Raw genomic sequence first — 16,641 nt, forward strand, 5'->3', positions numbered from 1 at the left:
ATAATGGTGTCACTGTAGCCTGCAGCACCCAAAACACTCTTATAATTACCAGGATTAGCATAATGAACATCAGCAAAAACAACACCACTACAAAAAGAAAACACCAACACAAAAAACAACACTGATGCAATACAAAACCTAAAATTCATAATACAATAATAATAAATTATTCAATAAATACTTAACGGTAACAACTTCACCATACCCACAAAAACCCTAATGAAAAATAAAAAAAATCAAAAATAAAATAAAAAAAATTTACTCTAAAACAGTGTGCCTGGCCTTCAAATCATCTTCAGTTTTTCCCATCTTATTCATAAGCTCGGCGATAACCCCTTCTAGGAATATAAGGGTTGAAACTTCAAATAATGTTCCAAGTGGAGCTAATGGCTGGTGTTTTCCGTTTATTTGCCGTTTTATGTAATCTTTTTCTGAATCAATTTTGGTTCTGCCTTTAACATGTATGATCAAATCAGATAAATCTCCAAGTGTGGAATCATCATAAGATGTAACTGCAATTATCTTTGCATTTCTTTGTCTACTTATTTTAGCTGTGCTTATAATGAAACTGGTCTCTCCAGACCCTGAAATTGCAAGTAAACAGTCGTCAGGATTAATAGCGGGTGTAATGGTCTCTCCAACCACATATACATTTATACCAAGGTGCATAAGTCTCATGGCAAAAGCTCGCGCCACAAGCCCTGATCTTCCAAGACCAATTATAAAAACATTATTTGCAGAAATTAGCATGTCCAGCATTTCCATGATACGTTCATCGTCAATTTCTGAGGATACATCCTTTATATTGTCCACTATTTCGTCTATAGCATCATTTATAATCATTGTCTCACCAGTTATAGAATTTATGTTTCAATAGTCCTATATTCGTATAGTATATTTACCTATAAATAGTGATTTAGTTATACCCTAATATATAATATAAAAGAAAAAATTTAGAGAAAATAAGAGTTAAAACCAATTATTTTTCTCAATATAGGAAGCTGTGGTCTAAATGGAATATAAACCCAAGATAAGTCTTGTAGTAAATGGAGATACATTTAGTTATAAACTTTTTGAGGCGCTTAAGCATGTTTCAAAGACTTATTCTCAGCGAAAGGCTTCTAAAAATCTTGGTATTTCTCATGCAGTTTTAAATCGGCGTATAAAAGAGGCTGAGGAAAAATTAGGATTCAAACTTGTTTTCAGTACAGGTGCAGGGTCTGAATTAACTGATAATGGAAATAAACTCCTTCAAAAATATGAAAAATATGAAAATAGACTTAAAAAACGTGGAAAGCTCATTATTTGTGGAGGGTATGCTTCTTCAAGACTTTTAGAAACATTAATATCCGAATACGGCTTGGATGCAGCAGTGTATAAAACTGGAGATAAAGATGCTATTTATCTTGCAAGTCTGGATATGGTAGATATATTAACCCTTGACGACCCAGTACATGCATTTATTAATGATTTAGATTTTACACCTATTGCTTATGACCATTTAACTCTTGTTTCAAGTTCAAATATCCATATAAAAAATATAAATAATTTAAATGGAAAAAATTTTGTTGAAATAACTGATTCCGAGCAAAGATTCGCTTGGAACACTTTGGATGATAAAAAAATTAATTATAAACTAATTGAAAAGGTTACATCTCCTTATGATGCTTTAAAATTTGTAAAAGATAATCCTAACTCTTATACATTCATAAGTAGCAGCTTAAGTGACGGCTCAAATATTATAAAAAACGAAACCAGGCACATTATAAGCGTTGTTATATGTAATAAGGAAGATGAAAGGATAAATGACTTCCTAAATTATATTTTGACATTCAATGGTCAAAAAATAATTGAAAAATGCGGATTTGAAAGTTTAATATAGGTCAGTTGTTATAATCCGTTTTAATAAAATAAATTTGCTATAAATAAATTAATAGTAGAGTAAAATCATAGTTAATAAAGGATAGGGATTTCTATGGGTGTCTTAAAAACTAAGCTAAAAAAATATAACAAATACGTTATTGAACTTGAAAATGATGAAATTAAGTCCAATGACTTTGAAAACGTAGAAGACATTATAATTTCCAGTAAAACAGATTTTGAAGATAATATACAAAAGTACAATGAATTAAAGGCTAAATTACATTCCATAGAATTAGATCTTAAGTTAAAAGAGCTTAAAATCCAAGAAAAAGATCTAGAAACCAAAAAAACAGTTTCAAAAATGCATGAGCTTGAAGAAGCCCATAAATCAGAAATGAGTGCACTTGAAAAGAAATATCTGGATAACACAGATGAATTAAAAGGATTATTAGAAAAATCAGAACTTAATATGGAAGAACTTAAAAAAGAGTTCCAATATAAAACCCAATCCTTAAAAGATAAGCTTAAAGATGAAGAAACTCTTCAAAAACAGACTGAAATTTACAGAATTGGGAATTTAGGCTTAAAAAATGATATTCAAAGTAAAGAAACTGAGATTATTAATTTAAAAAAGGATTACAATGAATTATCAACTGTTAAATCAAAGCATGAAATTAAGATAAAAAATCTTCAAACAGAGAATAATATGCTTAAAGATGTTCAAACAGAGTATAACAAATTAAACAATAATTACAGACATCTTCAGGAAGTAGTTAACAAAAAAGACAAAGATATTATCGAATTAGAATATTCAAACCGAAAATTAGAACAATATCTTTCCATGTCACTTGAAGCTATAACCACGCTAAAAAATCTTGGATTATTTAACAGACTGTTTAATAAGATTCCTGAAGGAATTGATGAGTTACAGGAAGATATTAAAAAATTACAGCCTCCAGAAGACGTTGAAATAGATCCAATAGTTGATGCAGAACCCGTAAGACCTAAAAAACCTATAGAATCTCCAGAAGACGTTGAAATAGATCCAATAGTTGATGCAGGACCTGTAGAAGTTGATGAAAAACATGTAAAACCTAAAAAAACCAGAGAAATTTTAGGGGAAAAAAAATAAACCCCTATTAATACGCTAATATTTATTTGATTTCCTATTTTTATTATATTTGATTCATTTACCCTTTAAATTTGTTTTATTTATTTAAAACTAATTCTCAACTTATAAAGAAATATAAATTCCAAATATTTTAAATAGTTTTAAAATAAAATTTCAAAAGTCTGAAAAATAAATAAATTCGTACTTATACTTCAAATATTGCTACTAAATGATAAAAAGGTGATTCTGATTAAAAAAACTGATCTACTTGCTATTGGACACACGGCCTTCGATTCTATAGTTCTTGTGAAAGAATTTCCCTCACCTAACTCATCCACACAAATAAAACAGATAAAAAATTTCTTTGGAGGGGCAGCAGCAAATGTTACAATGGTAGCATCTAATTTAGGGCTTAAAACATCCCTTGTATCTGCTGTAGGAAATGATTTTAAAGATTCAACATATCAATCCCAGCTTAAAAACGCAGGGATAGATACAAAGCATATGATAGTAATTGAAGATGAACAAACACCTCTTGCATGGGTATTTACAGATTCAAATAACGATCAGATAAGCTATTTCTACTGGGGCGCTGCAGCATATTTTAAAAAATCAGAAGCTCCAAAAAAAGCCATTGGAAAAGTAAATGCAGTTCATTTAGCAACTGGAGATCCCAGTTTTAATAGACGATCAGGAGAAGTTGCCTATGAATATGGTAAGTTAATATCATTTGATCCAGGCCAGGATCTCCATATGTACTCTCCAGAAGAGCTCAAACAGGTAATAGGGGTCAGCGATATATTATTTGGTAACCATTTTGAAATTGACAGAATAATGAAAACATTAAATGTTGATATTAACCAATTAAGGGAAATTGGCCCTGAAATTGTGGTTAAAACCTATGGTAAAGATGGAAGCATAATATATGCTGATAAAAAGATAAAAATAGATGCAGTTATTAGAACTCCTGTAGATCCAACCGGTGCTGGAGATTCCTACAGAGCAGCATTCTTAAGTAAGTATTTAAATGGTGAAGATATTGAATACTGCGCGAAATTCGCTTCTGCAGTTTCATCTTTTATAGTTGAAGCTGAAGGATGTCAAACTAACATTCCAAACCATAGTATGGCCTTGGAACGAATGAGGGAGAAATGGGACATATAATCATGTAAATTATATTTTTAATAATAACTATAATTTTAATTTTATAACAAAACTAAAGCATAAACTTTAATTAATATCCAACTCAAAAACCTTTATACTGTTCAGTGTAGATAACTAATTTTTACAAGAACATAAGGTAGCTATAATTTTAATTGTAGTAATTTTTAACTAAGTTTAGAGTATCATAAAATAAGCATGGTGATTCTATGACACAAATGGATGAAGCAAAAAAAGGCATAATAACAGAGGAAATGAAGGCAGTAGCGGCTGCTGAAAACGTTTCAGAGGAATTTATCAGAAAATCCGTTGCCCAGGGAACCATAGCCATCCCCAGTAATGTAAACCGGGAAGTTAAACCTGTAGGTATTGGGGCAGGGTTAAGGACCAAAGTAAACGCTACTATTGGAACCTCAACAGATATCTGTGATTTTGATATGGAAGAAGAAAAGGCTAAAGTAGCAATGACCTATAAAGCTGACACTTTAATGGAACTTTCTGTAGGCGGAGACTTGGATGAAATAAGAAAAAGAATTCTTAAAATTTCAGACATTCCTGTAGGAAGCGTACCAGTCTATCAGGCTGCAATCGAAACCATAAGAGAAAAAGGCGCTGCAATTTACATGGAAGAAGACTCCATGTTTAAAGCCATTGAAAAACAGGCAAAAGATGGAATTGACTTTATGGCAATCCACTGCAGTGTAAACAGAGAAACCCTCAAAAGATTAAAAAGACAGGGCCGTGAAGGAGGACTTGTAAGCAGAGGAGGGGCATTTGTATCTGCATGGATGGTAGAAAACGAAGTGGAAAACCCATTATACAAAGATTTTGATTACATATTAGACATCGCCAAAGAATACGATTTCGTTATGTCCATGGCTAACGCTATGAGAGCAGGGGCAATAGCAGACTCCACAGACCGTGCCGCAGTACAAGAACTTATTGTTCTTGGAGAATTAATTGACAGAGCACGAGAAGCAGGCGTACAAACCATCGTAGAAGGACCAGGACACATCCCATTAAACGAAATTCCTGCAAATGTAGTACTCCAGAAAAAATTATGCAGAGGAGCACCTTTCTACATGTTAGGACCAATTGTAACTGATATTGGGGCAGGATACGACCATATTGTATCTTCAATAGGTGCAGCATCATCAGCAGGCGCTGGAGCAGACTTCATCTGTTATGTAACACCAGCAGAACACCTTGCACTACCTGATGCAAAGGATGTTAAAGACGGTGTAATAGCAACAAGAATTGGAGCATACGTTGGAGACATGCAAAAGGGTATTCACAACGGTGAAAAAGACCTTGTAATGGCTAACGCACGTAAAAAGCTCAACTGGGAAGCGCAGTTCGACTCCGCAATGTGCCCAGCAGAAGCAAGAAAAATAAGGGATGAAAGACCGCCAGCAGAAGAAGACACATGTACAATGTGTGGAAGCTACTGTGCAGTTAAGATTGTAAATGAATGGTTAGATGAAGCAAGCACTGATGTGTTTGACTAAATCACCTACCATTATTTTATTATTTTAACAGAATAAACTTATAATAATTACAATTTTTACAAATAATTCATATTTTTCATTAAAATTTACACTCAAACACAACGTATTTGAGGGTTTTAATATTATTTTTATACACAATTTACAAGGATTTAAGTATAGGTGATTTGATTGAGACATTGGGTTGAAAATGTTGCAGACAGTTTAAAAGAAAGAGATGTTGATGAGCATGTAATTGCAAGCGGAACATCCATATCCGGTTCAATACATATAGGAAATTCATGCGATGTATTTATCGCAAATGCAGTTACAAAAGCTTTAAAAAATCAAGGGGCTGCTGCAGAAGTTATATGGATTGCAGATGACTATGATCCACTGCGTAAAGTTCCTTTTCCACTTCCAGCAAGTTATGAAAAATATTTAGGCATTCCCTATGCTCATATTCCATGTCCAGAGGATTGTTGCGCAAATTTCGTGGAACACTTCAAAAAACCGTTCCTTGGTACATTAAAAGACTTTGGAATCTCCCTTAAGATTTATTCCGGGGAGAAAATGTACAAAGAAGGTATTTATAACGATTATATACGAATATCTCTCGAAAAAGCAGATGAAATACGTGAAATATTCAATAAATACCGTGAAAATCCACTTGCTGAGGATTGGCTTCCTTACAACCCAATCTGCGAAGGATGTAAACGGATAAATACAACCATTGCCTATGGGTATGACGGCGATATGGTCCATTACAAGTGCGAATGCGGCCATGAAGGCTCAATGGACATAAAATCTGGCGAAGGTAAATTAACCTGGCGTGTTGAATGGGCTGCAAGATGGAAAATATTCGGCATCACCTGCGAACCCTTTGGAAAAGACCATGCTGCAAGCGGTGGCTCCTATGATGTAAGCAGCATTATATCTAAGGAAATATTTGATTACCCTGCACCTTATCCTGTACCATATGAATGGATAACTCTAGATGGAGATGCAATGTCTAAATCACAGGGAGTGTTCTTCACCCCGGGTCAGTGGCTTGAAATTGGAGCTCCTGAGACCCTTAATTATTTCATATTCCGTAGCAAACCATTAAAACATAAAGATTTCAACCCAAAAATGCCATTTTTAGATTTCATTGACCAGTATGATCGTGTTGAACGTATTTACTATGATAATGAAGAAGCTGCATCTTCAAAGGAAGAAGAAAAATCTAAAAAGATTTATGAGATTTGTCAGATTCAAAAATCTGAAAATATGCCCTTTCAGCCATCCTACAGGTTCATGACTGTAGCATATCAAATAGCTGATGGAGAAATAGAAAGAGTCTTTGAAATATTAAAGAAGAACTCCCAACTTCCAGATTACATGGAAAAATTAGAATTTAAAGATTTAAGCGAAGAAGACTTAAACCGTCTGACTATGAGGCTTAATCATGTTAAAAATTGGCTTGAAACATACGCACCAGAATTTGTAAAGTTCCAAGTCATGAAAAAGATTCCTCGACTGCCATTAGGTGAAGATCAGACTCAATTTTTGCTAAAACTTGCAGATCTCTTAGAAAAGAAGGATTACACTGCACAAGAGCTTCATGATGAGATGTACATCCTGCTTAGAGAATTTGATATGAAACCTCAAAAAGCATTCCAAGCCATTTACAAAACCATAATTGGTAAAAAACAGGGCCCAAGAGCTGCTTCATTTGTTTTATCCCTTGATAAAGATTTTGTTATTAAGAGATTTAGAGGAGAAGCCTGATTTAAATATAAACTCAATAGAGGGTTTTTCTTTTTATTTTTTTAAAATTTAAGATTCTAAATTATCTAAGATTATTTCAAGGTAATTTAGCTTTATCTGACTTTTTGAGAGCTAAAGTCCATTTAGTACTGATTAAAAACTTATAAAATTTAAATTTTACTTCAAATTCAATACATGATTAAATGATAAAATTATTTATACTATATATTTGAAAATAGTTATTATGGATTTAAGATATTTTTTCTGGATAATCCTCGGATTATTGTGGATAAGCTTGGGGATTTACCACTTATATAATAAGAACAACCCTTCTAAATTCATGAAATCTGCTCTATTAAATCCTGTAATGTCAGGTATTGTACTTATTATAGTCGGAACTTTTACTATTTTAATTAACTTATATCTTTAAATTACTCTTGAAGCAATTTTTACAGAGCTTAAACAGAGTTCTCCTGATGAGGAAGATTATAGTTAAAAATTAATAAAATTCAAAGATCAATAACAAAAAGAACATTCTTAAGAGGGTATATATGAGAGTTAACGTCGTTGCAAAAGATGTGATGGATCCATTAGGAGAGTCAGCTGCTGCAAAAATAGAAATAACAGCTATTCCTCCAAAAATCAATAAAATAACTTATTTTGACAATACAAAGCCTAATGCAGACATTATCTTGAATACAATTAAAGAAAATTTAAAAATAGATTCAATTGATGCTCAAAAACCTGCAGGTGCTCCAGCGACAAAAGAACAAATAGAAAAAGCTAAAAAGGGAGATTTAGTGATTTTAGCACTTGGAGACTGCGGTTCATGCACCACCTGGGTTATTTTAGATGCTATACGCCTTGAAAAGAAAGGAATTCCTACAATTTCTATTTGCTCCCATAAATTCGTAGAATACGCACATTCACTTGCAAAAGCTCAAGGAGCAGAGAATTTAAGGATTGTTGAAATTAATCATCCTATTGCCGGGCTTAAAGAAGATGAAGTAAAATTAAAAAGTGAAGAAATCATTCCTTCCATTAAAAAATTGATTGATACTAATTAAATTCATTGAGGGATTCTATGAAAAGTCCAAAAATCAATAAAGATAACTGTGGATGTTCTATTGAAGATTTATTAAATGAAAATATAGAAAAAGATGAAACACGTCTTTGCAGTGCATCTACAAATGATATTGAAGTATTTGTTGACCCTGACGTGGAAAAAGTAAGCTATCAATTTTATATGAAAAAACAGACCGATGGTTTACCTATAATTCCTCCTACAGGAGAACGTGTACGTAAATTCATTGAATTTAGCGGTTTAAATAAGAATGATTTAATAGCTGTACTTTCCCCAAGGTCGGGTAAAGCTACTGTTGAAAAAATTGCCATAAATTCTGTGATGGCCGGCTGCATTCCCCAGTTTATGCCTGTAATTCTACAAGCAATAAAAGCAATATCTCATGAAAAGTTTAATTTACCTGGAGTAAATGCCACAACACATCCTGTGGCCATATGCACAATTTTAAACGGCCCCATAGCAAATGAAATTGGTATAAACAGTGGGGCTGGTTGTTTAGGGCCTGGAAATATTGCAAATGCCACAATTGGAAGGGCGATACGGCTTTGCCTTATAAATATTGCTGGTGCAATTCCAGGAATTGGTGACCATGCCACATTGGGCTCGCCTTCAAAGTACAGTTTTTGCTTTGGTGAAGCTGAAGATGAAAATCCATGGGGATCATTGCATGTAGAACGTGGATTCAGCGAAAATGAAAGCACAGTAACCATGATGGCCTTAGATTCGCCCCATAACGTTAATGATCATCGAAGTAAAACTGCAGAAGACATTATGGACACAATAATTAATACTGCATCAGTTGCAGGGTGCAATAACAGTCATGTGCCTGGTGAAATGCTAATTATAATGAGTCCAGAACATGCTAAAACAATAGCTGATGATGGCTGGAGCAAAGAAGATGTAAAAAAATATTTCCACGAAAATGCGCTTGTACCTGCTCGACTTGCAGATAGAGGCGGAAGAAAACTTGATTCAAAGTGGATTCATGAGGGAAATGTACCTATAACAAGAAAACCTGATGATGTGGTTATTGTTGTTGCTGGAGGTCCTGGAAGGCATACCATGATTGCCCATGGCTTTGGGAGTGGTTCACAGTCTGTTACTGTGTCTTTTTAATAAATCCACTAACTCCTTTTTAATAATTAATGCCCCATAATTAAGTTCTGTTGTATGCACCGGACTATATTCATTGCATTATCATTTAATTTATAGTATTTATCTTTAGAGCTGTAGTAAGAATCAACCATTTGATGTTTTTTTAGTATTCCCAGGTTGTAAGAGATTAAATTCTGTTTTTCTCCCAATAAAATAACAAATTCACAAACACAGTAATCCCGTTGGGATAATAAAATAACCATCTTTAATCGAGAAGGATTGCTTATTATTTTTAGTACGCTGACTATATCATTGATATTCGCATTTTTAAGAGAATCTGAATCCTTTTGAAGATCATTTTTCCAGATCATTTTAGTTTCAGGATCCACAGGACAGCAGCGATTTTTTTTCATAAAAAAAACTTTGTTCGTTTTATTATAAATATTTTGGATTTAAATTCTTCAATCCCTAAGAATCACTTTTTTTTTAAATTTCAGGACAACCCGAATATTGTCATATAAATGAATTCAAATTTTTTTGAAATAGACCTTTTCTTTATAAGTAATTCAAAATCACACCCCTATACAACGGAATATCTTAATTAAAAGGAGGTTATCAAAATTCATTCTGAATTTTGGAACCCCAAATATGAAATATTTGGAGGAAAAAAAATGGAAAATAATCAAAAAAATGCATTAACATATCTTTTAGGAGGCTTAGGTGTCGTAACGGTATTAGGTGGAGTATTTAACCTGTATCCAATTATATACGGTTTGTTAGGTGCACTTATCTTATGGATTACATCTAGTGCCATAGGAAAATCTTGGATAGCGATTTTATGTAGTGTAGGAATTATAGTCCTACTGGCAGGTATATTTAACCTGTATACATTCGCATATGGACTATTAGGTGCTGCTACAATCTGGATAATAGCAGGATCCTTAAAAAGATACCTTGGAGAAGATATTATAGAAAACCACCAACACTAATTTATTTATTTTTAGTAAATGGAAACTCAGAAAGGTTCTAAAAAATAAAAAAAACGGAGTTTGTTGATATGCAAAAAATAGCTATAGCAATAATTTTGATTATTCTCGGCGTAATAGTGATAACTTTACCCCTTTTAGGATTAATCCCTATTGCTGTCCTTCCCGGATTCTTAGTCCTTATGTTAGGTATTGGCCTTGTAATAACTGGGATATTTAAAATGGGAGAAAATGATGCACCTGTGGGGATCATCATGCTTATAATGGGAATTATTGCCCTGATTTTAGGAATTGTATTCCTAGTTAACCCTGCACTATTCACTTGGATAGATGGTTTCCTAGTCTGGATAATGGGCTTATTCCTAATAATCGAAGGTATTGCCAGGAGAATTTCAAGAACTAAGGACATATGTGGAGTTAAAAACATTATCATAGGTATACTAATCCTATTTGTAGGACTATTCTTAGCTACTTATACATGGCTTTTAGTAGTTCTAGTAGGCCTATGGTTGTTAACCAGCGGCATAAGAATGCTTTATCTAAGATTGAAACATTTAACTATTCCTTCAAATCGTCCTATAATGAGTTCTTAATAAGGGAAATAGTGGAACTGGTGATTTTTTAGATGCATATGAGTGATTATAAGTGAATTCAAATTTTTTTGAATTCTGACTTTCCTTTATAAGTAATTCAAAATCAGACTCAATATACAACGGAATATCTTAATAAAATGAGGTTAAAAAATGGAAAATAATATAAATCCAGAGGATACTGTTTCGACTGCCAAGTGCGATATTTTTGAATTTTTTGCTAATCACCTTGGTTTGACTGTTATACATCCTGGAGGGCTTAAAGCAACCAGAAAATTAGAAGAAACTATGCAAATTGACAGCAATACCAAAGTTTTAGATATTGCTTGTGGAAAAGGTTCAACTGCCTTTTATTTGGCAGAAAAATATGGTTGCTCAGTTGTAGGTATTGACATATCCGAAGAATTAATTCAAGAAGCAAATGAAACATGCCAAAAAAAGGGTTTGACTAACAAGGTTAAATTTCAACTAGGAAATGCAATGGACTTACCTTTTGATGATAATCAATTTGACGTGGCAATTTCACAAGGAATTCTGGTGTTTGTGGACGATAAAACAAAAACCATAAATGAAGCCTCCAGAGTAATTAAAAATGGAGGAAAAGCCGGATGGGTTGAGCTTAGTTGGAAAAAGGAGCCTGATGAAAATTTTTTAGATAAGGTTTTTAACGTGCTTCGTGCTTATTGTCTAATGAATGCCCGTACTTATGAAGGATGGAAAAAGGTTTTTGAAAGGGCCAATGCCCATAATTTAGTTATCATAAAAGGCAAAACCATCACCGGCAATTTCTTTGAGACGCTAAACGAAGAAGGAATTGTAAACACGATAAAAATAACATTTAACTCCATCTTTAAAAGCGAGGTAAGAAACAGACTTAAAATAATGGGCAAATTTGTTGAAGAGAACTCCGATTATTTTGGTTATGGAGTATATGTGATTGAAAAAACATAATTTTAGTTATATCAACTTGGAGTGATTTTATGGTAAAAGAAAGAATTTTATTCATGTGTGTACGCAATGCTTCAAGATCACAAATGGTGGAAGGCTTTTTCAGGGATTTTTATGGAGATAAATTCGATGTTTTCAGCGCAGGCAGCGATCCTCAAGAAATTGATCCTATAGCAGTACAGGTAATGGATGAGATAGGAATTGACATTTCCAAACAAGCATCAAACAGTTTAAAAGACTATGAAGGCCAGGAATTTGATTACGTTGTGATAATATGTGGAAACGAATATAATTCATGTCCATTTTTTTTCGGAGGCAAAAAACTCTTCTTAGAATGTCTTAAAGATATATATCCATTCAAAGGAACAGAAAAAGAAGAAATTAGGCTTCAAAGAGAGATACGAGATGAAATAGGCGATTGGATACAAGATTTTTATAATTACAAGATTTGTGATGCAACCTACAATGAACCAAATTGCTGTGATTTAAAGACAAACACACAGAACGATGCTGACGATGATAAGCCCTGCTGCTGAGCTGTTTTTAGAAATATTATTGAGTGGATAAGCCCATTAGATGAAAAAAGATTATCAAGGTGATTAAATGTTAAAAGTTATAATTGTAAGTGATGGTCCCTATGGTGAACGTGCCTACGCAGCCATAAAAGAAGAATTTACGTGTGATTTTATAGTTTTAGAACCGCCAACATCCATGTTTGCAGATGAAATTGATATTCCAGAAGAATACTTAAAGAAGCTTGAATCTGCAGATATCATATTAAGCTATGTTCTACACCCTGATCTAGCCCTAGACCTGGTTGATATACTTCATAACAAAGTAGATTGGATTATTGTAGGTGCATGGAAAGGAATAGGGTTTAAAAACCAGCTTGAAGGTTACGGAAATGTAAACTGTCCAGATAACATGTGTAATCTGGAGGAAAATGGAAATCCAACATACGACAAGTTTACAGCCAAATTTGGAAAACCAATAGTAGAATTACGCATTGAAAATGGCAAGGTAGCATGCGTTGAAGTTATAAGGTCAGCTCCATGTGGTTCTACCTCTTTTGTAGGTGAAGAAATGACCGGTCAACGAATAGAAGACCTTCCTATGAAAGCTGGGCTTAAATTACAGCATTATCCTTGCAGAGCACCTAAATTAAGGTTATTCAGTGATGAGGATTGTAAAAAAGAGATGGCGGCCACTTTCCATAAAGAAGCTTTTGAAGATGCTTTAGAACCTCTTCAGAATCAAGAGAATTAGTAAAACTTGAAGATGGAGCTGTTGCTTCATCAGTTTTTGATTTTAAGAAATAAATAAATTTACAATAAATTACTCACTAAGAACCTCATTCAATTGCTTTAAAATACTAATATAGTTTGTTTTAATTACAGTTCTTCCATGATCATCAACAAAACTGTTATGTGCAACTAAATGTCTGCAATCTTCCATTTCTTTTATTTTAGTAGTTATCCAACTTTGATCAGGGAAATATTGTTTAAAAACGTCCCAATTATTCACTATTATTTTATTTAAATCTCCAAAATCCAAATAAAATAAATCAGAATCTCCTCTTACACCCAACCACTTATTTTTATTTTCTTTTTGTTTTCTACCATCTACATTCTTATTAATAGAAGTATTTCCACTTAATTGATCAAAATAATTGTCTCCGAATTCATTTTTTGCTATATTTTCAATGAATAACCTTAAAGAATTTTCTACATAATATAAATAAAGGTATAACTCTGCCATTTCTCTACCTTTCTTTTTCATTTCTGGAGGCAAAATACCGTTTAAATCTACAGAAAATTCTGAAACTGTCCGTTTTAACTCTTCTATTGGAGATAATTTACCCATTAATGGCATAAAATTGATATTAAGAATATCAAAACCTCGTTCATCATCTAAACAGTCATTACAACATCTCAATAAATCTATTTTAACATTATCAGTAATTTCGTATTTTTTATCAGAAGCCATAGGCACATGAAATGTTATTTCTGCGCCAAATGCATCCCATCTTCTTTCTAAACTTTTATCAAAAGCTTCAAAATTTTGAGAATACACTGTTAAACATTTTAAATCACATTTAGAATCTTTAACTATTCCAAAAAGCTCATTTTTTCCATTAAGATCCAAATAGCGTTTTAAAAATTCCAAAAAATAATCTGAATCTGGTTCCTCATAATTAAACATTCAAAACACCAAAAAAAATTAATTTAAAAAATAAAAAGAATTTTAAGGATTAAATCGTTTTCTATCCATTAATTCCTTCATTTTACCAGGATTCCATCCACCGCTTGCAGATTTGGACCGTCCAACCTGTTGAACGTAGCCTGTGATACGGTCATACCATTCAACTTCGGTTGTTTCACCGCATGATGCACAGTTATCCTGTAATCCTTTCATAAGTGTTTTGCATTTAACACAGAAGCTTAGTGCTGAGCTGTATGCCCAGAATCCTATGTCTGAGTTTTTAGCCATTTTATGAGTTAGGCTCATGAGGGCATCAGCATCTGAATAGGATTCTCCCATGAATGCATGGAAAATATGGCCTCCAAGAGTCTTAGGATGGTATTTTTCTTCGATTTTGATTTTTTCTGGGAGTAAAACATCAGAATTAACCGGTACATGTGATGAATTAGTGTAGTAGGCTGTTTTTTCATCGCCGTTTGCAATGATTTTGTCTTTGTATTTTTCCATATCCAGCATTGCGAACCTGTATGCTGTAGATTCTGCTGGTGTTTGGAGCACACTCCATCTTAACTCTGTTTCTTCCCTTAATTCGTCTGCTCTAGCGTTCATGTAGTCTAAAACTTTTAATCCAAATTTATTAGCATCTTTATCTTCCATTCCAACGCCTAAATGCGATAGCAACATTTCATTAAGACCTACAAATCCAAAGGATAATGTGGAGTTGTCTATTCTGTAATACATATCATCATTTGATTTTTGTGATAAGAATGGAAGTAAATTGTAATTGTTAAGGCATTTAAGTGCTTGTTCCCTTCTAAGCATTAAAACTTCTTCAGCAAGGTTTAAGTGAGAGTCAAGATATTCAAATATATCTTCATCATCTTTTGATTCATAGGCGATTCTTGGAAGGTTTAATGTGACATATGCAAGGTTTCCTGTTCTCAAAGTGTCTTTATCCCAGTCTCCAGTCCAATTATCACTTAAAGATGTTCTGCATCCCATGTAATTAGCCATATCTCCTCTGTAGTCAGGGAACATATTTACAAAGTATGGTGAACCGTATTTTGCAGATAGTTCATGTACTCTTCTTAAATCTTCATCAAACTCATTTTTTAAAACGTCATCTCTTAAAACATAAACTGTATTAGGGAATAAGTGTGGTTTGTTGTCAGAATCTCCCTCAAGCAATGTTTCTGTGAATGCTCTCTGTAAAACCCTTGTTTCTTCTTCAAAGTCTCCGTATGACCCTACAAGTTGTCCTTTTGGCCCGTATGCGGGTTCATCTTCTAAAAATTTAGGGACTGTAAATTCCAGGTTGATGCTTGTAAATGGAACTTGGGAACCTCTTGCAGCATAAGCCATGTTCAAGTTATATATAAACATTTGAACTGCCTGTTTCACCTTTTTATAAGGTAAACCTGCTGCAAATGGAGCAGTGAATACATTCCAAAGACTCATTGATTGCCCGCCGCTCATGTTCTGCTGAGCTGCAAGCATTATTTCTCCAGAATGATTCATAAGAGTTTCAATATGATTTGGAGGGCCTGCTACTGAGGTATGGTCTCCTGTACCATCCACTTTAAGCCCGTGTCGTATGAATGTTCTTAAATCGTGCTGTAGACAGTTTAATGGTCTTCCAGCAAAGAATTCTAAATCGTGTATGTGTATGTTTCCGCCCATATGGGCATCTGCCAAATCATTAGGAAGGATGTGTAATAATGCGTACTGTTTGAGTGCTTCATCTGCAACATATTTGTGAACAGTCTCAGGATTATGAATCATATTTGCATTATCACGTGACCCGTTTTGTATGAGGTTGGTGATGTTGTAGACAGGGATACCTACCCTTGTATATTTCCGTCTTAATGTTTCAAGACCATGTTCTACAAGTTTGGTGTTTACAATTTCCCTTATCATTGGGGCAGTGAGATATTCAACATCAAGCTTTTTAAGTTCTTTCCATGCATTATTCGCTATTTCAGCTGCAAGTTTTTCTGATGCATCAGTTTCTACAATCAAGGTTTTTTCTATTTTACTTTTGTCAAATGGCTCGATTGTATCCCTTGTAGTTCGAACTTTAAGTTGGTTAGTTGCCAGATATTTGTCTGCGATTTTTCCATCCACTTCTTTAAGTGAATCATGCACCATTATTTTAATTTCTGCTGTGGAAATACCGTCATATGCCGCTGTTGCAGCAGATGCTGCAATTTTTTGAGCAGCCCAAAGAGGCACTCCTACCATAAGGCAGGATTTAACTATTTTTTCGTAGCTGAATTTCTCGTATATTCCGTTATTCTTTAAAACACATGTCTTGGCCTTTTTTGGCAAAGCAGCTATCGCATGCATGTCTTTCATTCACAATCCCCCA

Annotated in this window: 17 protein-coding genes; 12 read left to right on the plus strand and 5 right to left on the minus strand. The window is 33.6% G+C overall.

All coding sequences use genetic code 11. The annotated features are described in order from the left end of the window. Both HZC47_08550 and hxlB read right to left on the minus strand, forming a co-directional pair. Nucleotides 1–149: hypothetical protein (locus HZC47_08550; GenBank protein MBI5680928.1), on the minus strand; the 149-nt coding region annotated here is incomplete at its 3' end. Nucleotides 150–258: 109 nt separating this feature from the next. After that, complete coding sequence (hxlB, locus tag HZC47_08555; GenBank protein MBI5680929.1) at nucleotides 259–843, minus strand: 6-phospho-3-hexuloisomerase; 585 nt, start codon at nucleotides 841–843, stop codon at nucleotides 259–261. 169 nt (nucleotides 844–1,012) lie between these two features. Here hxlB and HZC47_08560 point away from each other — a divergent pair, with 169 nt between their 5' ends. The 7 genes from HZC47_08560 to HZC47_08590 all read left to right on the plus strand — a co-directional run bounded on the left by HZC47_08560 (nucleotide 1,013) and on the right by HZC47_08590 (nucleotide 9,568). Then, entirely contained in the window at nucleotides 1,013–1,882 is an 870-nt protein-coding gene (locus HZC47_08560) for a LysR family transcriptional regulator (protein MBI5680930.1), read from the plus strand. Between the two features lie 93 nt (nucleotides 1,883–1,975). After that, nucleotides 1,976–2,995, plus strand: a complete 1,020-nt coding sequence (locus tag HZC47_08565; protein ID MBI5680931.1) for a hypothetical protein — start codon at nucleotides 1,976–1,978, stop codon at nucleotides 2,993–2,995. 225 nt (nucleotides 2,996–3,220) lie between these two features. Next, on the plus strand, nucleotides 3,221–4,138 hold the full coding sequence (locus HZC47_08570) for a carbohydrate kinase family protein (GenBank protein ID MBI5680932.1): 918 nt from the start codon (nucleotides 3,221–3,223) through the stop codon (nucleotides 4,136–4,138). Between the two features lie 206 nt (nucleotides 4,139–4,344). Then, on the plus strand, nucleotides 4,345–5,643 hold the full coding sequence (thiC, locus tag HZC47_08575; protein MBI5680933.1) for a phosphomethylpyrimidine synthase: 1,299 nt from the start codon (nucleotides 4,345–4,347) through the stop codon (nucleotides 5,641–5,643). Nucleotides 5,644–5,811: 168 nt separating this feature from the next. Further along, a complete protein-coding gene (locus HZC47_08580) occupies nucleotides 5,812–7,389 on the plus strand; it encodes a lysine--tRNA ligase (protein ID MBI5680934.1) in 1,578 nt (525 codons plus the stop codon). A 530-nt stretch (nucleotides 7,390–7,919) separates the two neighbouring features. Further along, on the plus strand, nucleotides 7,920–8,435 hold the full coding sequence (locus HZC47_08585) for a hypothetical protein (protein MBI5680935.1): 516 nt from the start codon (nucleotides 7,920–7,922) through the stop codon (nucleotides 8,433–8,435). 17 nt (nucleotides 8,436–8,452) lie between these two features. After that, nucleotides 8,453–9,568: a hypothetical protein gene (locus HZC47_08590; protein ID MBI5680936.1), complete on the plus strand. Its 1,116-nt coding sequence runs from the start codon at nucleotides 8,453–8,455 to the stop codon at nucleotides 9,566–9,568. 26 nt (nucleotides 9,569–9,594) lie between these two features. Here the strand turns inward: HZC47_08590 and HZC47_08595 are convergent, their stop codons facing one another. Further along, nucleotides 9,595–9,960, minus strand: coding sequence for a winged helix-turn-helix transcriptional regulator (locus HZC47_08595; protein MBI5680937.1), 366 nt, complete (start codon nucleotides 9,958–9,960; stop codon nucleotides 9,595–9,597). Between the two features lie 258 nt (nucleotides 9,961–10,218). Between HZC47_08595 and HZC47_08600 the strand changes: the two genes are divergently transcribed. From HZC47_08600 to HZC47_08620, 5 genes are all read left to right on the plus strand, one after another. Next, a complete protein-coding gene (locus tag HZC47_08600; protein ID MBI5680938.1) occupies nucleotides 10,219–10,536 on the plus strand; it encodes a hypothetical protein in 318 nt (105 codons plus the stop codon). Between the two features lie 68 nt (nucleotides 10,537–10,604). Further along, on the plus strand, nucleotides 10,605–11,126 hold the full coding sequence (locus HZC47_08605) for a DUF308 domain-containing protein (protein ID MBI5680939.1): 522 nt from the start codon (nucleotides 10,605–10,607) through the stop codon (nucleotides 11,124–11,126). Between the two features lie 150 nt (nucleotides 11,127–11,276). Further along, nucleotides 11,277–12,074: a class I SAM-dependent methyltransferase gene (locus HZC47_08610; protein ID MBI5680940.1), complete on the plus strand. Its 798-nt coding sequence runs from the start codon at nucleotides 11,277–11,279 to the stop codon at nucleotides 12,072–12,074. Nucleotides 12,075–12,103: 29 nt separating this feature from the next. Next, on the plus strand, nucleotides 12,104–12,607 hold the full coding sequence (locus tag HZC47_08615; GenBank protein ID MBI5680941.1) for an arsenate reductase ArsC: 504 nt from the start codon (nucleotides 12,104–12,106) through the stop codon (nucleotides 12,605–12,607). Nucleotides 12,608–12,674: 67 nt separating this feature from the next. After that, nucleotides 12,675–13,337, plus strand: coding sequence for a DUF166 domain-containing protein (locus tag HZC47_08620; GenBank protein MBI5680942.1), 663 nt, complete (start codon nucleotides 12,675–12,677; stop codon nucleotides 13,335–13,337). Nucleotides 13,338–13,406: 69 nt separating this feature from the next. Here HZC47_08620 and HZC47_08625 read toward each other — a convergent pair whose 3' ends face one another. Together HZC47_08625 and nrdD are read right to left on the minus strand one after the other, a co-directional pair. Then, on the minus strand, nucleotides 13,407–14,273 hold the full coding sequence (locus HZC47_08625) for a hypothetical protein (GenBank protein ID MBI5680943.1): 867 nt from the start codon (nucleotides 14,271–14,273) through the stop codon (nucleotides 13,407–13,409). A gap of 42 nt (nucleotides 14,274–14,315) precedes the next feature. Continuing rightward, entirely contained in the window at nucleotides 14,316–16,628 is a 2,313-nt protein-coding gene (gene nrdD, locus HZC47_08630; protein MBI5680944.1) for an anaerobic ribonucleoside-triphosphate reductase, read from the minus strand. Nucleotides 16,629–16,641 lie beyond the last annotated feature (13 nt).

This window comes from Methanobacterium sp. (assembly GCA_016222945.1).
GTDB lineage: Archaea > Methanobacteriota > Methanobacteria > Methanobacteriales > Methanobacteriaceae > Methanobacterium_D.